This is a genomic window from Pseudomonas sp. NCHU5216, assembly GCF_052156495.1.
Classification (GTDB): domain Bacteria; phylum Pseudomonadota; class Gammaproteobacteria; order Pseudomonadales; family Pseudomonadaceae; genus Aquipseudomonas.
The window spans coordinates 18,383-38,179 of the sequence record NZ_JBQLIX010000020.1; the positions used below are offsets into that span (position 1 = coordinate 18,383).

The 19,797-nt window shown below is 61.2% G+C and carries 21 protein-coding genes and 1 pseudogene; 19 read left to right on the top strand and 3 right to left on the bottom strand.

Annotation, left to right across the window (positions count from 1 at the left end; genetic code table 11):
- Positions 1–53 precede the first annotated feature (53 nt).
- The 5 genes and pseudogenes from ACSVIK_RS15090 to ACSVIK_RS15110 all read left to right on the top strand — a co-directional run bounded on the left by ACSVIK_RS15090 (position 54) and on the right by ACSVIK_RS15110 (position 3,731).
- Positions 54–317 (top strand): annotated as a pseudogene (locus tag ACSVIK_RS15090) (XRE family transcriptional regulator).
- A 69-nt stretch (positions 318–386) separates the two neighbouring features.
- Positions 387–1,265: a hypothetical protein gene (locus ACSVIK_RS15095; RefSeq protein WP_442445087.1), complete on the top strand. Its 879-nt coding sequence runs from the start codon at positions 387–389 to the stop codon at positions 1,263–1,265.
- 39 nt (positions 1,266–1,304) lie between these two features.
- Positions 1,305–2,075, top strand: coding sequence for a hypothetical protein (locus ACSVIK_RS15100; RefSeq protein WP_442445088.1), 771 nt, complete (start codon positions 1,305–1,307; stop codon positions 2,073–2,075).
- A 24-nt stretch (positions 2,076–2,099) separates the two neighbouring features.
- On the top strand, positions 2,100–2,822 hold the full coding sequence (locus tag ACSVIK_RS15105) for a hypothetical protein (protein WP_442445089.1): 723 nt from the start codon (positions 2,100–2,102) through the stop codon (positions 2,820–2,822).
- Positions 2,823–3,374: 552 nt separating this feature from the next.
- Positions 3,375–3,731: a hypothetical protein gene (locus ACSVIK_RS15110; RefSeq protein WP_442445090.1), complete on the top strand. Its 357-nt coding sequence runs from the start codon at positions 3,375–3,377 to the stop codon at positions 3,729–3,731.
- Between the two features lie 105 nt (positions 3,732–3,836).
- Here ACSVIK_RS15110 and ACSVIK_RS15115 read toward each other — a convergent pair whose 3' ends face one another.
- Positions 3,837–4,583, bottom strand: coding sequence for a siderophore-interacting protein (locus ACSVIK_RS15115; protein WP_442445091.1), 747 nt, complete (start codon positions 4,581–4,583; stop codon positions 3,837–3,839).
- A 71-nt stretch (positions 4,584–4,654) separates the two neighbouring features.
- Between ACSVIK_RS15115 and ACSVIK_RS15120 the strand changes: the two genes are divergently transcribed.
- The 5 genes from ACSVIK_RS15120 to ACSVIK_RS15140 all read left to right on the top strand — a co-directional run bounded on the left by ACSVIK_RS15120 (position 4,655) and on the right by ACSVIK_RS15140 (position 8,004).
- Positions 4,655–5,101, top strand: a complete 447-nt coding sequence (locus tag ACSVIK_RS15120) for a MarR family winged helix-turn-helix transcriptional regulator (RefSeq protein ID WP_442445092.1) — start codon at positions 4,655–4,657, stop codon at positions 5,099–5,101.
- Between the two features lie 249 nt (positions 5,102–5,350).
- Positions 5,351–5,560 carry a hypothetical protein gene (locus tag ACSVIK_RS15125; RefSeq protein ID WP_442445093.1) on the top strand — a complete coding sequence of 70 codons (210 nt, stop codon included), beginning with the start codon at positions 5,351–5,353 and terminating at the stop codon, positions 5,558–5,560.
- A gap of 120 nt (positions 5,561–5,680) precedes the next feature.
- Positions 5,681–6,814 carry an elongation factor P maturation arginine rhamnosyltransferase EarP gene (gene earP / locus ACSVIK_RS15130; protein ID WP_442445094.1) on the top strand — a complete coding sequence of 378 codons (1,134 nt, stop codon included), beginning with the start codon at positions 5,681–5,683 and terminating at the stop codon, positions 6,812–6,814.
- Positions 6,815–6,857: 43 nt separating this feature from the next.
- On the top strand, positions 6,858–7,430 hold the full coding sequence (efp, locus tag ACSVIK_RS15135; protein WP_268178026.1) for an elongation factor P: 573 nt from the start codon (positions 6,858–6,860) through the stop codon (positions 7,428–7,430).
- A gap of 73 nt (positions 7,431–7,503) precedes the next feature.
- Positions 7,504–8,004 (top strand): RDD family protein, encoded by a 501-nt coding sequence (locus ACSVIK_RS15140; RefSeq protein WP_442445095.1) that lies wholly within the window; start codon positions 7,504–7,506, stop codon positions 8,002–8,004.
- A 10-nt stretch (positions 8,005–8,014) separates the two neighbouring features.
- Here ACSVIK_RS15140 and ACSVIK_RS15145 read toward each other — a convergent pair whose 3' ends face one another.
- The gene (locus tag ACSVIK_RS15145) at positions 8,015–8,965 is read right to left on the bottom strand and encodes a LysR family transcriptional regulator (protein WP_442445096.1); all 951 of its coding nucleotides are present in this window, start codon (positions 8,963–8,965) and stop codon (positions 8,015–8,017) included.
- Between the two features lie 99 nt (positions 8,966–9,064).
- On the opposite strand from ACSVIK_RS15145, the gene ACSVIK_RS15150 reads away from it, so the two are divergent.
- Positions 9,065–9,820: a sulfite exporter TauE/SafE family protein gene (locus ACSVIK_RS15150; RefSeq protein ID WP_442445097.1), complete on the top strand. Its 756-nt coding sequence runs from the start codon at positions 9,065–9,067 to the stop codon at positions 9,818–9,820.
- Positions 9,821–9,827: 7 nt separating this feature from the next.
- On the opposite strand, the gene ACSVIK_RS15155 is transcribed toward ACSVIK_RS15150, so the two are convergent.
- Positions 9,828–10,223, bottom strand: coding sequence for a hypothetical protein (locus ACSVIK_RS15155; protein ID WP_442445098.1), 396 nt, complete (start codon positions 10,221–10,223; stop codon positions 9,828–9,830).
- A 180-nt stretch (positions 10,224–10,403) separates the two neighbouring features.
- Here ACSVIK_RS15155 and ACSVIK_RS15160 point away from each other — a divergent pair, with 180 nt between their 5' ends.
- The 8 genes from ACSVIK_RS15160 to ACSVIK_RS15195 all read left to right on the top strand — a co-directional run bounded on the left by ACSVIK_RS15160 (position 10,404) and on the right by ACSVIK_RS15195 (position 19,755).
- Positions 10,404–12,179 carry a methanol/ethanol family PQQ-dependent dehydrogenase gene (locus ACSVIK_RS15160; protein ID WP_442445099.1) on the top strand — a complete coding sequence of 592 codons (1,776 nt, stop codon included), beginning with the start codon at positions 10,404–10,406 and terminating at the stop codon, positions 12,177–12,179.
- A gap of 444 nt (positions 12,180–12,623) precedes the next feature.
- On the top strand, positions 12,624–14,144 hold the full coding sequence (exaC, locus tag ACSVIK_RS15165; RefSeq protein WP_442445100.1) for an acetaldehyde dehydrogenase ExaC: 1,521 nt from the start codon (positions 12,624–12,626) through the stop codon (positions 14,142–14,144).
- Positions 14,145–14,581: 437 nt separating this feature from the next.
- Positions 14,582–14,653 (top strand): pyrroloquinoline quinone precursor peptide PqqA, encoded by a 72-nt coding sequence (gene pqqA, locus ACSVIK_RS15170; protein WP_003243383.1) that lies wholly within the window; start codon positions 14,582–14,584, stop codon positions 14,651–14,653.
- Between the two features lie 46 nt (positions 14,654–14,699).
- The gene (pqqB, locus tag ACSVIK_RS15175) at positions 14,700–15,614 is read left to right on the top strand and encodes a pyrroloquinoline quinone biosynthesis protein PqqB (protein WP_442445101.1); all 915 of its coding nucleotides are present in this window, start codon (positions 14,700–14,702) and stop codon (positions 15,612–15,614) included.
- Between the two features lie 27 nt (positions 15,615–15,641).
- Positions 15,642–16,394: a pyrroloquinoline-quinone synthase PqqC gene (gene pqqC, locus ACSVIK_RS15180; RefSeq protein ID WP_442445102.1), complete on the top strand. Its 753-nt coding sequence runs from the start codon at positions 15,642–15,644 to the stop codon at positions 16,392–16,394.
- A gap of 85 nt (positions 16,395–16,479) precedes the next feature.
- Positions 16,480–16,758 (top strand): pyrroloquinoline quinone biosynthesis peptide chaperone PqqD, encoded by a 279-nt coding sequence (gene pqqD, locus ACSVIK_RS15185; RefSeq protein ID WP_442445103.1) that lies wholly within the window; start codon positions 16,480–16,482, stop codon positions 16,756–16,758.
- Positions 16,730–17,884, top strand: a complete 1,155-nt coding sequence (pqqE, locus tag ACSVIK_RS15190) for a pyrroloquinoline quinone biosynthesis protein PqqE (RefSeq protein ID WP_442445104.1) — start codon at positions 16,730–16,732, stop codon at positions 17,882–17,884. The genes pqqD and pqqE overlap by 29 nt, the downstream gene beginning before the upstream one ends.
- Positions 17,872–19,755: an alpha/beta hydrolase family protein gene (locus tag ACSVIK_RS15195; RefSeq protein WP_442445105.1), complete on the top strand. Its 1,884-nt coding sequence runs from the start codon at positions 17,872–17,874 to the stop codon at positions 19,753–19,755. Before pqqE ends, ACSVIK_RS15195 begins: the two co-directional genes overlap by 13 nt.
- The last annotated feature ends 42 nt before the right edge of the window (positions 19,756–19,797 follow it).

The following is a 19,797-nucleotide window of genomic DNA, read 5'->3' on the forward strand; positions in this document are numbered from 1 at the left end:
GGATAATGCCGATTTGATCTGTGTTGGATGCGTTAGATATAGATCAAGTTGCTATGATTAAAGAGCGTGTTATGGTTATTTTGAAATGCTCAGCGATTCGACTTCCCGAGTTGGAGGCGCGCACTGGTATCAGTTGCTACACTTGGGACAACCTGATGAACACCGCCAGAAAGCGCGAGATCAAGGCAGAGGAGGTCGAAGCTATCGTTAAGCTATTTCCTAAATATGCTTTGTAGGTTGTTAGTGGTGAGGTTGCGCCTGAGGCAGGGCAAACAAGCCCAGAATACGACCAGGCCAATTCAAACTTTCCCAATTAAACGCGGGATAGCGATTACAATGGAAGTGGCCAGGCATTGGTATGTCCGGCAGTATTAAAAGGAGTAATTGTGTCGTACTTTAAATTGATCGCCCGCTCTCTTCAGAAATGGATTGTTGAGTTTGCTGTTGCGATTGTAGTGGTAGTCGCAGTAGTGGTTTTGTATCAATATTTTTCACAATTTGATGGTCCCAAAAGTTCCAGTCAGGAAGTCTGGGGGCAGTTCGGGGACTTTGTTGGTGGCACGCTAAACCCAATTTTGGGTTTTGTCTCTGTCCTGGTGCTGGTCGCTACGCTAGGGTTGCAAAGGAAAGAGCTTTCTGAAGCTAGGGAGACGGCAAGGGAGAATAATAATATTCTTGCGGAGCAATTAAAGGTTATGCATGCTCAATCGCTTGAGAGTACTTTCTTCAAGATGGTTGATGAGATAAAAGGGGACTCATTTTTTAAGGCTGCAAGTGGTGATGAGGCTACTAAAGGCATCCAGTTGGCGGTCTATGCATGTACCTTTAAAGATAAGGATACCTGGGGAGGCAAAGAACATCAGGAACGGAATAATTTCTTTAGACAGATGGCTCGTAGGGCAGTAAATTACGGTGAGGTAAAGTATGTTGTTCTCGAAAAAATTGTTGGGCTGGTAGAAATTGCTAGTCATTTAAATAATAATCAAATTCATTATGCGCTACTTCAGGCGGCTATAGGTCCGCGGCTATTGTCTGCAATGATTCAGCTTGCGCATCATGAGGATGATGAGAAATACCAGATACTGTTAGGTGCAAAAAGACTCCTGAAAAATATAAATGTTGCCCTTGTGTATTCTGAGACGGTGGCAAGGGATTTTTGGGATGGAGAACAATATGAGAAATTTTTAAAGCAGAAAGATAGTAATCTTGAAAATATGTCAGTTTCCTTTTCGCAATATATGCTGGAGCTAAAAAATCAGTCATAAATAGCGATGTGAAGATTTCTAGTAAAGCAAGGAGGCAATGTGAAATCCAACTGGGACGACGCACCAGACTATCTACGCAGTAAGAAAAAGCCCGGCCCATGGCGAATGGTGGCAATCCTGGGCGTGGGTTTCGCGATTACCTGTGGCATGATCGCGATGTTTGCCAAGCCAATCGTGATCAATGTGGATCAGCTCAAACAGGCGATCCACGTAGACGGCAAACCTCTGTTTAGCCAGCAACCGGCGCCACAGCCCATCAGCGAGCCGGAAGAGAACCTAAGGCTGTCATCCATTCCCCTCGATCCACCCGCGCAACGGGTTGCACACCAGTCGGCCAATCAGCCTCAGCCATACGCCTCGATGGAGTGGACAGAGGAAGAAAAGGCGAGGGCGGTTGCCAGTGCGCAGAATGTCTTCAATGATAACAACTACACCCCCAAGCAGCCGGCCAGCACCTACACACCGCCCGCAACCCACCGCATAGCCCAGGCATCCCAGCAGACGCAGCAACGCCAAGCTAGGCAGGTAAGCCGCGAACGGACTTCCAGATGGATCAAGAGCTGGAATGGCGGCACGAACTACCTGGCGGAATGGCTATCGGTGAACAACTACATCGAAGGCACCAGCGTCTGCGCCAATCATCGGCGTGGATCAATCGACTACCGCGAATGCCGTAAGGCCGCCAAACAGCACTTTCATGAAGAGTGCAAAACCTGGCGTGCCCGTTATGACAGTGACCGCAAGACAAGCAGTGACCGTATGAAAACGCGCTATTGCTCTGCGGCGAGCAGTTTTAATTCAATGGGGTAATTGTAAGCGATAGGCGAGGGTGAAATGGATAATGAATGGATTGAAACTTTCATATATTTGCTTGGGTTGATCCCGTTAAAAGAGCTTTTTGTTGGTGCGCTAGGTGTATTTGTGGGTGGATATTACACCTTAAGGGGTGCGAGGGAGTCACATCGCTTAGAGTTTGAAAGAGGGCGGGTATTGCAGCTGGAAAATGCCAAAAGAGCGTTGGTTTTGATAAGTATAGAAATAACTACTGCGTGGGATGTTTTTTACTCTGAGTATGGCGAAGAGATTCTTAGCGAAGAAGAAGGGAAGCCGCATCTTTCAATACTTCCATTGAGTGGTTCAAATTTTGTAGTTTACGAGGGCTTGCTGGGTGAGTTGTCTTCTATTGATCCTGAAGTAGCCGAAAAGATAGTAAGGATTTACAGCAGGGCTAGAGGTTTGGTTGAGAATGTCAAGTTTAATAATCATGAGGCAGAGCAGTGCCATAAGGTGGCATCGGAATATGTTCGGGCCGTAGATAAAGATTTATTATCTATAGCTGGTAGAGGAGCGGATGAAAGTGTTAGGGATGAGCATTATTTGATGAAGGCTTTCGAGCATGCGAAAACTATTAATATGGGAAGTACTTCGCAGGCTGTGCGTAATTTGGCGATTGAAGTGCAAAGAGACCTCGGATTGCTGAAGCCAGAGATCGAGAAGGCTATAAAAAACTTAGATGGGCAAATCTCGTGTGCGAAAGCTAAGAGTAAGATTGCATAGATATGTGATTTAGGAGCAGGGCGAAAGAGTGATAGATGCGACGAAGCGTTTCAAGCTAAGCCGCTCAGGTGTCGAAATCATAGAGCCTAATAGCAACGCATCGAGCAGGTGGGCAGGGCGGTAAGCCCCGTATTAAACGGGTTTGGCACGAATTGGCACGTTACTGAAACGGGGGCGAATCTCTTCACCGCCACTTTGGCAATGCCCGAAGCCCTGAAAGCTTAAAAGCTTTCGGGGTTTTTGATTTCTGGCCTCTATCCGCCCTGTCGACACAAGGCACCAACCCACTTGCCGCTCGTTTCATTTCGATGGCGTAGTTGCCTGCCTGGACTGTCGCACTCGTTGGCGTAGGCGAGCGAAGTATTGCGAGTCTGCGGGCTGTGCAGGCCTGGATGCGGCCCCGGCAAGCAGCTCGTTGCGCAATAGTGTTCGGCTGTCTTCTGGCATTGTTATGCCCTCGTACCTTCGAGAGTGGGTGTTCTGGTAGCTTGAATCGAACCACACTTAGCTCAACGGCTACAGTCTGTCGAGGCGTGGGTGATGGAGGGTGAGATGACCGAGATTCATGGCAGCGGGGACTGTGGCAATTCTCCCAAGAACAGGTTCGTGCAGGATGTGGCGATAGCGCTGGAAACCGGCCAGGCGATGCGGGAGGGTTTTAGCAATGATGCTGTCTGGGAGGGCATTGCCGACGCTCCCATCAAGGGAAGAAGCGCCATTGCCAAGGTGCTGGCTGCAAAGACCAAGCCCACCGCTGCTGTCATCGAGCACGCGATTTCTCACGGGAAAGTCGGTGCAGCGAGCGGCGTGGTGACCTTTGCAAACGGACAGAAGCGGCGTTTCAGCCATGTTCTCGAGTTCACCAACACGAAGGCGAACTGCGTTGCTGTGATCAAGAGCTATTCATGAGCGATAGAACCGATGACCGCGTACCGGCAAGCGGTCATTGGGTTCCAGGCATTCGCCTGGCTGCGCAAGCACGTCACGCTGTTTCCCCTGAATCATTCTCGCGTTTCAATCCGCTTCCTTGTCCGTCAATTCCTCATGGAAGCCTTCGGCGCCGTGGCGCCAGTAGGCGGCTACGCGCATGGCTTCGTTGGGGTGGCCTTTTTCCTGTGCCAGTTCCTTGCGGATGCGTTTCATCAGGCTGGCTTCGCCGGCAGCCCAGGCAAAGCCTTCGCCCGCAGGTAGCGAGCGCGCTTGCAGGGCATTCAGCAGGCTGTCGCCGTCGTTGAAGCATTCGACCTTTGCGCTGCCCGGCAGGGTGCGAGAGGTCACGCCTTCATCGAGCAGGAGCAGCACTTGCACCTGGCTGTTGGCGGGCAGCTCTTCGAGGCGGCGGGTGATGGCGGGCAGGGCGCTGGAGTCGCCGATCAGCAGGTGCCAGTCGTAGTCTATGGGAATGATCATCGAGCCCTTGGGGCCGCCGATGGTGGCGGGCATGCCGGGCTTTGCAGTGGCAGCCCAGTCGCTGGCCTGGCCGTGGCCATGCAGGGCGAACTCGATGGTCAGCTCGCACTTGGCATTATCGAAATGGCGCGGGGTGTAGTCGCGCATCAGGGTTTCGCCTGCCGGGTTGCTGAAGATGAATTTGATGTGGTCGTCGAAGGAGGCCGAGTTGAAGTCGGCCAGGGCTTCGCCACCGAATTTGATGCTGACGAAGCCGTCCGCCAGGTGCTCGATATGCTGGATCAGCACGTCGCGGCGGCGCAGTTCGTGGCGCACGCGCTGGACGCGGCGTTGCGGGGTATGGGTAGTCATGTTTGGGGCTCTGGATGATTAGTTGATAACATCAACGATCCTAAAAGCAGATGGTTGATAAAGTCAACGATATGGCCGAAAAACTCGCGGATGCCGTTTTTGAGTCCATCCATGGTGTCATGCACCTGTATCGCGCCCAGCAGTACCGCGTGCTGCGGGACGGGCCGCATGACCTCACGCACATGGAGTACAAGGTGCTGAACTTCTTCGCCGCCCAGCCTGATGCCACGCTGCGCGAGCTGGTGCAGCATTCCGGGCGTGACAAGGCGCAACTGGCGCGGCTGATCAAGGAGCTGCGTGACAAGGGCCTGCTGGACGGGCAGGTGGACGCTGTTGACCGACGCATCACGCGCCTGCGCCTGACACCGGCAGGGCAGGCGGTACATGAGGCGTTGCGGCAGCAGGGGCAGGTGCTCAACGAGGTGGTGGTGCAGGGGCTTTCGCCCGAGGAGCAGGAGCAACTGCTGGCGTTGCTGGAGCGTGTTGGCGCTAGCCTGCGCAGCTTCGTACCCGACTAACAGGCTGTTGAAAAACTACCTGCGTTGCCTGGCCGTTGTTAAAAACAGCCTCAAAAATGCTCATTTACAACTCGTAAACTGCGCTTTTTCGGCTGTTTTTGCCTAGGCCAGCCCGCCTCGCCTACGTTTTTCAACGGCCTGATAAGCATCGATTGCCCTTATGGTGACCATTGAAAGCGTCGATTTCTGCGCGCGGGGGCACCGGCATAAGCTCACTCCAACGAAACGTGCAACAGCTTGGAGGTGGCTATGCCGCGCATCGATGTGGTTTCTCTGGTGGGCAGTGCCGTGCCCGATGAGCTCAAGTCCGACGGTCAGATGGCCTGCTGGTTGCTGCTGGTCGATGGCCAGCCCAAGGCCGGCCCCTTCGCTTCACGCGAGGCGGCGCTGGCCTGCCAGGCGATCTGGCAGTTGAGCACTGCCGTTCGTGGTGATGCGTCATCCTCCTTTCTGGCCTGATCGATTTCCTGCACTCAGCCCCTCTCCCATGATGGGAGAGGGGAGCCAAACAGCATTGCGCCTGCATGGCGGGCCTTTCTTTTATTCGTGCAGGTAAGATGACGTTTTCCCGGTCGGGGTTTGGGCGTGAAGTGGGACATTTTCTGCGCTGTGGTGGACAACTACGGCGATATCGGCGTGACCTGGCGCCTGGCCCGGCAACTGGTGGCCGAACATGGGTTGGCGGTACGCCTGTGGGTGGATGACCTGGGTGCTTTCGCCCACCTGTGCCCGGCCCTCGATCCGCACGCGGCAGTGCAGGAGCAGGCGGGCGTCGAGGTGCGGCACTGGTCGGGCGTCTGGCAGCCGGTGGAGGTGGCCGACCTGGTGATCGAAGCCTTCGCCTGCACGCTGCCGAGCGAATACGTCGAGGCGATGGCCGCACGCACGGTGCCGCCCTTGTGGCTGAATCTGGAATACCTCAGCGCCGAGGGCTGGGTGGCGGGCTGCCATGGCCTGCCGTCGCCGCAGCCGGGCGGGTTGCAGAAGTTCTTCTTCTTTCCCGGTTTCGTCGAGGGCACTGGCGGCCTGCTGCGTGAGGCCGGTCTGCTTGCCGAGCGGGATGCATTGCAGGCCAATGCTGGCGCGCAAGCGGCCTTCCTGGGGCGATTGGGCGTGGTGCGTCTGGCCCAGGCGCAACTGATTTCGCTGTTCGCCTATGAAAACGCCGGCCTGGCCGACTGGCTGCAGGCGCTCGCCGGCGCCGAGCGGCCCACGCAACTGCTGGTGCCGCAAGGGCGTATTCTCGCCGATGTGCAGGCCTGGCTGGGCTCGTCGCTGGCGCCTGGCGAGCGCTGCCAGCGCGGCAATCTGCATCTGCAAGGGCTGCCGTTCCTGGCGCAGGCCGATTATGACCGTCTGCTGTGGTGTTGTGATTTCAATGCCGTGCGTGGCGAGGATTCCTTTATTCGCGCGCAGTGGGCAGGGCGACCCTTGCTCTGGCATATCTATCGTCAGGAGGAGGGCGCGCACTGGGACAAGCTCGATGCCTTTCTCGCGCTCTATCGCCAGGGGCTCAGTGCATCGGCGGATGCGGCTCTTGTGCAGTTGTGGACGGCCTGGAACGCCGAACAGGGCATGGCAGAGGCCTGGGGCGAGGTACAGCGCAACTGGCAAGAGTTGCGCGAACATGCCGAGCGCTGGTGCTTGCAGCAGGCCGCCCGGCCGGATCTTGCCTCGGCACTGGTGCAGTTTCACCGAAATTGGCTATCATAGCGGGCTTAGAATTCTGTACCTCCCGCATATTTCGGATATTCGCATGAAAACTGCACAGGAAATGAGAGTCAACAGCGTGGCCCTGATCGACGGCCAGCCGTGGCTGATCCAGAAGGCCGAGTTCACCAAGTCCGGCCGTAACAGCGCCATCGTCAAGATGAAGCTGAAGAACCTGCTCAACGGCTCCAAGACCGAAACCGTCTACAAAGCCGACGACAAGATGGAGCCGGTGATTCTCGAGCGCAAGGAAGTGACCCTGTCCTACATCAGCGGTGACGACTACGTGTTCATGGATCCGGAATACAACTCCTACGAGCTGCGTGCCGAAGATCTGGAAAGCGTTCTGCCGTTCATCGAAGAAGGCATGACCGACATCTGCGAAGCCGTGTTCTTCGAGGGCAAGGTGATCTCCGTCGACCTGCCGACCACCATCGTGCGTCAGGTGGTCTACACCGAGAACGCCGCCCGTGGCGACACCTCCGGCAAGGTGATGAAGCCTGCCAAGCTGCGCAATGGCACCGAGATCAAGGTTGCCGAGTTCGTCGACATCGACGACTGGATCGAGATCGACACCCGCGACGCTTCCTACAAGGGTCGCACCCAGGCTCCGGCCTGATTCAGGTGATAGGATGAAAAGCCCAGTCAGCCGACTGGGCTTTTTTATGTCTCGTTTTTGACAGGGAGGTTTCATGGACGCTCAAAATCCTTACCAAACACCTCAGTCGGCCTTGCAGGAGCGGGCTGCGGATGAACCGTTGCTGGCGTCGCGCGGTGCACGTCTCGGCGCGGTGATCATCGACACCCTGCTGATGATGCTGATCACGGTGCCGATCTCCTATTTCAAGGGTGATTTCGAGATGCTCATGCAGGGCATCGAGCCGAGCATCTGGCTGCAGGTGCAGGGCATGCTGATCGGCATGGGCGTGTTCGTGCTGATCAATGTGGCCTGGCTCAAGCGCTACGGGCAAACCGTGGGCAAACGTATCTGCAAGGTGCGCATCGTCGACATGCAGGGCCAGGTGCCGGCGCTGCCGGGCCTGTTGCTCAAGCGCTACCTGAGTGTGTGGCTGGTGTCGCTGATTCCCGTCGCCGGCACCTGGCTGTGCGGCATCAACTACCTGTTCATCTTCCGCAGCGACCGGCGCTGTGTGCACGATCACCTGGCCGGTACGCGAGTCGTTGCCGCCTGACCGGCGCTACTCAGCCCAGGCTGGCCTGTAACGCCTGATCCCAGGGCGGCGGAAAGCCGAAGCGTTGTTTGAGGAAGCTGAGCAGCAGGCGCGTTCGCGCGCTGGCCTCGCGTTCCAGGCGCAGCGCGTAGATGGTGCTGGGCTCGGTCGGGGGCAGACCGTTCTCGCAGAACAGCGGCACCAGCTCGCCGCGCTGCAGGTGCTCGCTGATCATCCAGGTCGGCAGGTGGGCAATGCCCAGGCCGGCGAGGGCGCTGAACAGCAGGGTTTCGGCGTTGTTGCTGGTTTGCCGCATGCGCTTGGGCTTGCAGTGCTGCAACTTGCCGTCGACCTCGAAGCGCCAGGCGTAGGGCGGGGCGAGGCTGTCCCAGTCGAGGCCGTCATGCTGGTCGAGCTCCAGCGGGCTGCGCGGGATGCCGCGCCGACGCAGATAGTCCGGGCTGGCGCAGACGATGCGGGTCATCGAGGCCAGCGGGGTGGCCACCAGGCGGCTGTCCGGCAGGGGGCCGATGCGCACCACGATATCCACTTCGCCCAGATGCTCACCATGCAGGTCGGTGAAGCTGTCGATCAGGCGCAGTTGCACGTCCAGCCCAGGGTTGGCCGTGAGGAACTCGGCGATGGCCGGCCCCAGGTGGCGGCGGCCGAAGGGCGTCGGTGCGTCGATGCGGATCAACCCTTCCGGTGCGCTGCTCAGCGACACCGCCTCGGCGCGGGCCAGATGCAGCTCGTTGAGGATGCGCCGGGCCCGTTCGGCGAAGGCCAGGCCTGCCGGCGTGACCCGCACGGCATGGGTGGTGCGGCTGAACAGGCTGCTGCCGATGGCGCGTTCCAGCGCATCGATGCGCCGCGCCACCGCTGAGGGGGTGAGCGGGTGGCGGCGAGCGGCGGCGGAGAAGCTGCCGGCTTCCAGTACGTCGAGAAACAGCTCCAGTTGAGCGGTCAGGGCATCCGGGTTCATGAGGGTTCGCTGTGCGTGATAAGCACAGCCATTGTGCGCGCTTGTGCGTTTCCATACTAGCTGCAGGCTTCTACCATGCGCACAACTGTGGAGGTGCCCATGAGTGCGTTCGATCTATTGCTGAATCTGTTGCTGGGCATGGCGTTGGGCACCCTGGGCGGGCTGTTCGGCATTGGCGGTGGGCTGATCGCCATTCCGGTGCTCGGCGTGCTGTTCGGTCTGGATCAGCAACTGGCCCAGGGTACGGCGCTGGTGATGGTGGTGCCGAACGTGATGCTGGCGATCTGGCGTTATCACCAGCGTAACCGCATCGACCCACGGCATGCCCTGCTGCTGGGGGTGACCAGTTTCTTCTGCGCCTGGCTGGCCTCGCTCTATGCCGTCGGCCTGGATGCGCGCACCATGCGTTGGGCTTTCGTCTGTTTCCTGCTGGCGCTGGCGGCGTACAACCTGCTGCGCATGCTGATGCAGCAGGCGCTGCCGAGTGGCGAGCTGCGCCATTCCTGGGGTTGGTTCGGCGCGCTCGGCAGTGTCGCCGGTGGCATGGGCGGGTTGTTCGGCGTGGGTGGGGCGGTAGTGGCCACGCCGGTGCTGACCAGTGTGTTCGGTACCACTCAGGTGGTGGCGCAGGGGCTGTCCTTGTCGCTGGCCTTGCCCAGCACTGCCGTCACGCTGTTCACTTATGCCACGCACCAGCACGTCAACTGGTGGCTGGGCGTGCCGCTGGCGGTTGGCGGACTGCTCAGCATCAGTTGGGGCGTGCGTCTGGCGCACTCGCTGCCGGAGCGTCTGCTGCGTAGTCTGTTCTGCGGCTTTTTGCTGATCTGTGCGGTGCTGCTGACGCTGGAGCTGTAGCAGGCTGTCAAAGCTCCTCGTCATCGCGGATGAGGATATAGCGGCTCCCCTCGGCGTCCTCTTCCTGATCGTAGACGTAGTACATCACCACTTCGCCCAGGCTCGGTTGCGCGGCCACGTAGTCGCCGCTCTCGACCGTGAAGAAGGCCTTGCTGAGCGGTGCGGCGAGGCATTCGATACGCGCGCTGAAGAACAGCGCCGGGTCTTCTTCGCCGAAATATTCCTCGCGCTGGCGAGCATCCCAGTCCAGCGGCGGCTCGAAGGCGCCGAGCATCAGCAGCCGCGCTTCGCCGAGGTCGAGCTCCTCGGCGTCTTCGTCCTTTTCGTCCGGGCGGTAGACGCTGCAATCGAGCGCTTGTGGATGTTCCAGCACGGCTTTGCGGGCTTGCGGGTCGAGGGGCATGGCGGTCTCCAGAGCGGGTGAGCAGGGCGGCAGTGTCGGTGATCGGGCCAGGTATTGCTACCAAGGAAGGAGGAAAATCGGCACTGGGTGCAATTGTTGGGTAAGCGGTGGGAGCCAAGAATTCGCGGCAGACCGGGAAAATTTCCCGGTAATAACAATGAACCCACAGAGGTAGCCGCAATGAAACACGCCGGTCTTCGCCAGCCCTTCCTCCTCACCGCACTCTGTGCTGCCATGCTGTTGCCATCCGCCGCCGCACTGGCGGTGACCGATGCCGAGATTCTCCAGGACGCCACCACCACCGACCAGATCGTCACCAACGGCATGGGCCTGCAGGGGCAGCGCTACAGCCCGCTGAGCACGCTCAACGATCACAACGTCAAGGAGCTGCGCCCGGTCTGGACCATGTCCTTCGGCGGCGAGAAGCAGCGCGGCCAGCAGGCCCAGCCGATGATCAAGGATGGCGTGATGTACGTCAGTGCCTCCTATTCGCGAGTGTTCGCCGTCGATGCGCGCACCGGCCGTGAATTGTGGCAGTACGAGGCGCGCCTGCCGGACGATATCCGCCCCTGCTGCGACGTGATCAACCGCGGCGTGGCGCTGTACGACGATCTGGTGATCTTCGGCACCCTGGATGCCAAGCTGGTGGCCCTGAACAAGGACACCGGCAAGGTGGTGTGGAGCAAGCGCGTGGCCGATCACAAGGCCGGTTACTCCATCACTGCCGCTCCCCTGGTGGTCAACGGCAAGCTGATCACTGGCGTATCCGGCGGTGAGTTCGGCGTCGTCGGCAAGATCGAGGCCTACGACCCGAAGAATGGCCAACTGCTGTGGACTCGCCCGACCGTGGAAGGCCACATGGGCTACGTATATAAGGACGGCAAGGCGGTGGAGAACGGCATCAGCGGCGGCCAGGCCGGCAAGACCTGGCCGGGTGACCTGTGGAAGACCGGCGGCGCCGCGCCCTGGCTCGGCGGCTACTACGATGCCGACACCAACCTGTTGTTCTTCGGTACCGGCAACCCGGCGCCGTGGAACTCGCACCTGCGCCCCGGCGACAACCTCTATTCCTCCTCGCGCCTGGCGTTGAACCCGGACGATGGCAGCATCAAGTGGCACTTCCAGACCACCCCGCACGACGGCTGGGACTTCGACGGTGTCAACGAGCTGATCTCCTTCGATTACCAGGAAGGCGGCAAGACCATCAAGGCCGCAGCCAGCGCCGACCGTAACGGCTTCTTCTACGTGCTCGACCGCACCAACGGCAAGTTCATCCGCGGCTTCCCCTTCGTCGACAAGATCACCTGGGCCAAGGGCCTGGACAAGAATGGCCGGCCGATCTACGACGACAGCAACCGCCCGGGTTCGCCGAGCGCCAAGGAAAAGGGCACGAGCGTATTTTCCGCACCGGCCTTCCTCGGCGCGAAGAACTGGATGCCCATGGCCTACAACCGTGATACCGGCCTGTTCTACGTGCCCTCCAACGAGTGGGGCATGGACATCTGGAACGAGGACATCGCCTACAAGAAGGGCGCGGCCTATCTCGGTGCCGGCTTCACCATCAAGCCGCTCAACGAGGACTACATCGGCGTGCTGCGCGCCATCGACCCGAAGACCGGCAAGGAGGTCTGGCGTCAGACCAACTATGCGCCGCTGTGGGGCGGGGTGCTGACCACCAAGGGCAATCTGGTGTTCACCGGCAACCCGGAAGGCTACCTGCAGGCCTTCAACGCCAAGACCGGCGAGAAGCTCTGGCAGTTCCAGACCGGCTCCGGGGTGATCGGCTCGCCGGTGACCTGGGAAATGGACGGCGAGCAGTACGTCTCGGTGCTGTCCGGCTGGGGTGGTGCGGTACCGCTGTGGGGCGGCGAGGTGGCCAAGCGCATCAAGCACCTGAACCAGGGCGGCATGCTGTGGACCTTCAAGCTGCCCAAGGAGCTGGTGGCCAAGCAGTAACAGGCTGATGCAGCAGACGATGGCCGGCTCTGTCCGGCCATCGTCGTTTCATGACCCTGAACGGCCGCTGACGTTTTTTCTCGGCGGGGAACGCAAGATCGAGCGAGCCGGTCTAGCCTTTATCAGACCGTTGAAAAACTACCTGCGTTGGCAACACTGCGTTAAAAAAAGCCGAAAAATGCTCATTTACAGCACGTAAACTGCGCTTTTTCGGCTGTTTTAGCCTTGTTTTGCCTGCCTCGCCTACGTTTTTCAACGGCCTGTGAGTTTCCATCGCCTCGCACCTCGCCGCCAAAGCCCCGTGCCAGACCGGCTCTACTACCAAATGACGAGACGATCTGTGCCATGGGCGCATACCGAGGGCGCAGGGGGCTTTCTAAGATCGAACCATGACCTGCTTCCACCCGTCGGCTGCAGGCTCCGACAAGAAGAGAGGACCGCATCATGATTTACGCCAAACCCGGTACCGCAGGCGCCGTCGTTACCCTCAAGCCGCGCTACGGCAACTACATCGGCGGCGAGTTCGTCGCCCCGCTCAGCGGCCAGTACTTCACCAATACCAGCCCGGTCGACGCTTCGGTGATCGGTGAATTCCCCCGTTCCAATGCCGCCGACGTCGACAAGGCGCTGGACGCTGCCCATGCCGCCGCCGATGCCTGGGGCCGCACCAGCGTGCAGGAGCGTTCGCACATCCTGCTGAAGATCGCCGACCGCATCGAAGCCAACCTCGAACTGCTGGCCGTGGCCGAAACCTGGGACAACGGCAAGGCCGTGCGCGAGACGCTGAACGCCGACGTGCCGCTGGCTGCCGACCACTTCCGCTACTTCGCCGGCTGCATCCGCGCCCAGGAAGGCAGCACCGCCGAGATCAACGACGGCACCGTGGCCTATCACTTCCACGAGCCGCTGGGCGTGGTCGGGCAGATCATTCCGTGGAACTTCCCGCTGCTGATGGCCGCCTGGAAACTGGCTCCGGCCCTGGCTGCCGGTAACGCCATCGTGCTCAAGCCGGCCGAGCAGACTCCGTTGTCGATCACCCTGCTGGTGGAAATCATCGGCGACCTGCTGCCGCCGGGTGTGCTCAATATCGTCCAGGGCTTTGGCCGCGAAGCCGGTGAAGCGCTGGCCACCAGCAAGCGCATCGCCAAGATCGCCTTCACCGGCTCCACCCCGGTGGGCTCGCACATCATGAAATGTGCGGCCGAGAACATCATCCCGTCCACTGTCGAGCTGGGCGGCAAATCGCCGAACATCTTCTTCGCCGACATCATGAACGCCGAGCCGGCCTTCATCGAGAAAGCCGCCGAAGGTCTGGTGCTGGGCTTCTTCAACCAGGGCGAGGTGTGCACCTGCCCGTCGCGCGCGCTGGTGCAGGAGTCGATCTACGACGCCTTCATGGCCGAGGTGATGAAGAAGGTCAAACAGATCAAGCGCGGCAACCCGCTGGACACCGACACCATGGTCGGCGCCCAGGCCTCGCAGCAGCAGTTCGACAAGATCCTCAGCTACCTGGAGATCGCCCAGCAGGAAGGCGCTCAGGTGCTGACCGGTGGTGCGGCGGAAAAACTCGAAGGCGACCTGGCCAGCGGTTACTACATCCAGCCGACCCTGCTCAAGGGCAGCAACAAGATGCGCGTGTTCCAGGAGGAAATCTTCGGCCCGGTGATCGGCGTGACCACCTTCAAGGACGAAGCCGAAGCCCTGGCGATCGCCAACGACACCGAGTTCGGCCTGGGCGCCGGCGTGTGGAGCCGCGACATGAACGTCGCCTACCGCATGGGCCGCGCGATCAAGGCCGGTCGCGTGTGGACCAACTGCTACCACCTGTACCCGGCGCACGCTGCCTTCGGCGGCTACAAGAAGTCCGGGGTCGGTCGCGAAACCCACAAGATGATGCTCGACCACTACCAGCAGACCAAGAACCTGCTGGTCAGCTACGACATCAATCCGCTGGGCTTCTTCTGATTCACCAACCCCTGAGGTCGCACGCTCGCTCCGGCGTGCGGCCTTCCTGAAGCGTAGGGTGCGCTGTGCGCACCGCTGGCTGATGCCCAGGTGATCGTTTGGTGCGCGCAGCGCACCCTGCCTGATGCGCGGCAGCAGAACCTTATCGCGACGCGGCTTCGGCCGCGTTTTTTATTGGCGATGGGGGGCTCTGCGCATGGCCATGATCGCGAATGAATTCCTGATCCCCACCCACATTCCGCCAGGCGCTTTTGTATTGGTGCATGTTTCAGCTCGCGCAATCGCCGGAACCTTCATGGCACGATCCATTCCTACTAAGTGGATTCACCTACCAATGCCAGTGCCGACTCATCCCAAAGTACCATTTGGCCTCTTGCCTGGCGGGGGCTTAATGAGGGTGCCGGAATGCCCCGGCGCCATAACAAGAGGACCGCATCATGTGGACTAAACCCGCCTACACCGATCTGCGTATTGGCTTCGAAGTGACCATGTACTTCGCCAACCGCTGATTGCCCCTGGCCCCGGCCCGTCCGGGGCATCCCGCTGGTGACTTCCATGCATATCCAGATTCTTGGCTCCGCCGCCGGCGGTGGCTTTCCCCAATGGAACTGCAACTGCCGCAACTGTCGTGGCGTGCGCGCTGGCACCCTGCGCGCGCAGCCACGCACGCAATCGTCCATTGCCATCTCCGATGACGGTGAACAGTGGATCCTGTGCAACGCCTCGCCGGACATCCGCGCGCAGATCGAGGCCTTCCCGGCGCTGCAGCCGGCGCGCAAGCTGCGCGACACGGCGATTGCCGGCATCGTCCTGCTCGACAGCCAGATCGACCACTGCACCGGCCTGTTGACCCTGCGCGAAGGCTGCCCGCATCAGGTCTGGTGTACCGAGATGGTGCATCAGGATCTGACCACGGGCTTTCCGTTGTTCAACATGCTCGGCCACTGGAACGGCGGCCTGCAGCATCGGTTGATCGCGCTGGATGCCGAGCCTTTCTGCATCCCGGCCTGCTCGGCCTTGAGCATCACCGCCATCGCCCTGCGCAGCAGCGCGCCGCCCTATTCGCCTCATCGCGGTAACCCGCATCCCGGCGACAACATCGGCCTGTTCATCGAGGACAAGCGCAGCGGTCGCAGCCTGTTCTATGCACCTGGCCTCGGCCAGGTGGACGAGCACTTGCTGAGCTGGATGCGCCGCGCCGATTGCCTGCTGGTGGACGGCACGCTCTGGCGTGACGACGAGATGCGCGTATGCGAGGTGGGCGACAAACTCGGCAGTGAGATGGGCCACCTGTGCCAGAGCGGCCCGGGCGGCATGATCGAAGTGCTCGACGGCCTGCCGTCGGCACGCAAGATCCTCATTCATATCAACAACACCAACCCGATTCTCGACCTGGACTCGCCCGAGCGCGCCGAACTGGACGCCCACGGCATCGAGGTCGCATTCGATGGCATGAGCATCCACCTGTGACGGGCCAATAAGAAGAACGGAGAGCCTATGAGCCAACCTGCCATGACCCCTGCCGAATTCGAGCAGGCGCTGCGCGCCAAGGGTGCGCTGTATCACATTCACCATCCGTTCCATCGCGCGATGTACGAAGGGCGTGCCACTCGCGAGCAGATCCAGGGCTGGGTGGCCAACCGCTTCTACTACCAGATCAATATCCCGCTCAAGGATGCGGCGATTCTCGCCAATTGCCCGGATCGCGATACCCGCCGCGAGTGGGTTCAGCGCATCCTCGACCACGATGGCGCACCTGGCGAGGAGGGTGGTATCGAGGCCTGGCTGCGCCTGGCCGAGGCGGTCGGTCTTGACCGTGAACAGGTGCTGTCGCAAGAGCTGGTGCTGCCCGGCGTGCGCTTCGCCGTCGATGCCTATGTCAACTTCGCCCGCCGCGCCAGTTGGCAGGAAGCGGCCAGCAGCTCGCTGACCGAGCTGTTCGCCCCGCAGATCCACCAGTCGCGCCTGGATGCCTGGCCGCAGCACTATCCGTGGATCGATGCCGCCGGCTACGACTACTTCCGCAAGCGCCTGAAGGAGGCGCGCCGGGATGTCGAGCATGGCCTGCGCATCACCCTCGAACACTACCGCAGCCGTGAGGCCCAGGAGCGTATGCTGCAGATCCTGCAGTTCAAGCTGGACGTGCTGTGGAGCATGCTCGACGCCATGAGCATGGCTTACGAACTGCAGCGCCCGCCGTATCACACGGTGACCAACGAGCGCGTCTGGCACCGGGGGATCGCGCTATGAGCCGCAAGACATCGGTGCGCATGGCGCACCCTACGGCCGCGCCCTGCGTAGGGTGCGCCGTGCGCACCACGACGGAGCTGAAACCATGACCTCGACCATTCTGCCCAGCGTGCCCGCCATTCGCCGCGGTTTCCGCCTGCAATTCGAGCCCGCTCAGGACTGCCATGTGCTGCTCTACCCGGAGGGCATGATCAAGCTCAACGACAGCGCCAGCGAGATTCTCCAGCAGGTCGACGGCACGCGCTCGGTGGGTGAGATCATCGCCAACCTGCAGCAGCGTTTCCCCGATGTGCCGGGCATCGACGAAGACATCCTGGCCTTTATCGAGGTGGCCCATGCACAGTTCTGGATCGAGCTTCGCTAAGCCGGGCGTGCCGATTGGTCAGCCGCTTTGGCTGCTGGCCGAGCTGACCTACCGCTGCCCGCTGCAATGCCCGTACTGTTCCAATCCGCTGGACTTCGCTCAGCAGGGCGCCGAGCTGTCCACCGCCGAGTGGGTCGAGGTGTTCCGCCAGGCCCGTGAGCTGGGGGCGGCGCAGTTGGGCTTTTCCGGCGGCGAGCCGCTGGTGCGTCAGGATCTCGCCGAGCTGATCGCGGCGGCGCGCGGCCTGGGTTACTACACCAACCTGATCACCTCCGGCATCGGCCTGACCGAGCCGCGTATCGCCGAGTTCGCCGAGGCCGGGCTGGATCATATCCAGATCAGCTTCCAGGCCGCCGACGAGGAGGTGAACAACCTGCTGGCCGGCTCGAAGAAGGCCTTCGCGCAGAAACTGGCCATGGCCCGCGCGGTCAAGGCCCACGGTTACCCGATGGTGCTCAACTTCGTCACCCATCGGCACAACATCGACAATATCGAGCGCATCATCGAGCTGTGCCTGGAGCTGGAGGCGGACTTCGTCGAGCTCGCCACCTGCCAGTTCTACGGCTGGGCCGAGCTCAACCGTGCCGGGCTGTTGTCAACCCGCGCGCAGTTGGAGCGGGCCGAGCGTATCACCAACCAGTGGCGCGACAAGCTGGCGGCCGAGAAGCACCCGTGCAAGCTGATCTTCGTCACCCCGGATTACTACGAGGAGCGCCCCAAGGCCTGCATGAACGGCTGGGGCAGCCTGTTCCTCGACATCACCCCGGACGGCACGGCGCTGCCTTGTCACAGTGCGCGGCAGTTGCCGGTGCAATTTCCCAACGTGCGCGAGCACAGCCTCGAACACATCTGGCGGCATTCCTTCGGCTTCAACCGCTTTCGTGGTGACGACTGGATGCCCGAGCCCTGCCGGAGCTGCGACGAGAAGCACAAGGACTTCGGCGGCTGTCGCTGCCAGGCCTTCATGCTCACCGGCGACGCCAGCAACGCCGACCCGGTTTGCAGCAAGTCGGCGCACCATGAGGTGATTCTTGCCGCGCGGCGGCAGGCCGACGAGGCGCCGCTGGGCCTGGATGCCCTGCAATACCGCAACGACAAGGCCTCGCGGATCATATGCAAGGCGTAGGGTGCGCCGTGCGCACCGATCCCGACAGCATCTGGAGCGCCGAACAGGCCGCAGCCGCCAGCGCCGACTTCGCCGAGCTGCACGCGGCCCATGGTGGTGTGCTGTGGGTGGCGTTCGACCCTGGGCTGGCGCGTTGCGGGCTGTTCTTCTGCCGTGACGGCGTCGTGCGTGAGCTGACGCCGCCAGGGTTTTCCGTGCGCAGCCGGGTCTACGAATACGGTGGCGGTGCCTGCTGCGCTACCGATCAGGGTGTGGCCTTCGTCAACGAGAGCGACCAGCAGGTCTATCGCATCGATATTGGCCTGGACGGCGGTGCGCACGGCGCACCCTACCTGATCACCGATCAGCCGCACTGCCGTTATGGCGACCTGAGTTTCGTGCCCGCCTGGCAGGCGTTGCTGGCGGTGGAGGAACGTCATGAGAGTGGCGCGGTGCTGCATCGCCTGGTGCGTATCGGCCTCGCTGGCCGGCGCGACGTGCTGGTCGAGGGCGCCGATTTCTATGCCGCGCCGGTGGCCGATGCCGAAGCTCAGCGCCTGGCCTGGATCGAGTGGGACAGGCCGAACCAGCCCTGGGTCGCCACGCGCCTGTGCCAGCGCAAATCCGGCGAGCCTACCTGCGTACTGGCTGGTGAGGCGGGGGATCGCTCCTTGCAGCAGCCGCGCTTCGATGTTCAGGGCCGGTTATGGGTGCTGAGCGACCAGGCTGGCTGGTGGCAGCCCTGGTGTGTCGACAGCGAGGCACAGCCCCTGGGGGCGCCTGGCGATCATGCCCCGGCGCCCTGGCAACTGGGTGGCTGTACCTATCTGCCGCTGGCGAACGACGAGCTGCTGCTGACGCGGTTCGAGCAGGGTGTTGGCGTGTTGGTAGGGTGCGCCGTGCGCACCAGCGATCTCGACGGCAAAACAATCGGTGCGCACAGCGCAGCCTACGAACGGAAGCTGGCGGGGGAATTTTCCCGTTTTCGCGCGCTTGCCGCCGATGACGAACACTTCTACTGCATTGCCGCTGCGCCGGATCGCCTGCCTGCGGTGCTCGCTATTGGTCGCAGCGATGGCGAGGTGCGCAGGCTGGCCGGCGGCGAACAGCCCTTGTCCAGCGCACAGCTTTCCCGGCCGGAGCCCTTGAGCTGCGAAGTGGGGCAGGGCGAGCACTGCCATGGCTTCTTCTACGCCCCGGTTTCATCCGCAGCATGCCCGCCGCTGGTGGTCTTTCTGCATGGCGGCCCTACCTCGGCCTGCTACCCGGTGTTCGACCCGCGCATCGCCTTCTGGACGTTGCGTGGCTACGCCGTGCTCGATCTCAACTACCGGGGCAGCAGCGGCTATGGCCGGGCCTATCGCCTGCGCCTGGCCGGGCGGTGGGGCGAGCTGGAGGTGGAGGACATTCGCGCCGCCATCGAGGCGCTCGCCAGCAGTGGCCGTATCGATGCGCAACGGGTGTTCGTGCGCGGCGGCAGTGCCGGTGGTTTCAGCGCGCTGCGGGCATTGGTGGAACTGCCGTTTCTACGCGGTGGCGCCAGCCTCTACGGCGTCAGTGATCCCCTGGCGCTGCGCCAGGCGACCCACAAGTTCGAGGGCGATTATCTGGACTGGCTGATCGGCGACCCCGAAGCGGATGCCGAGCGCTATCGGTGCCGCACGCCCCTGCAGCAGGCCGGGCGCATCCAGGTGCCGGTGATCTTCTTCCAGGGTGAGCTGGACGCCGTGGTGGTGCCGAGCCAGACGGAGTCCATGGTCGAGGCGCTGCGTGAGCGCGGCCTGGCCGTCGAATACCACCTCTTCCCCGGTGAGCGCCATGGCTTTCGCCAGGCCGCCCATCTGGCCGCAGCGCTACGCGCCGAGCACGCCTTCTACCAGCGCCTGACCTAGGTCGCATTGCATAAACCGGGCAATGCATTAGGCTGATGGCCA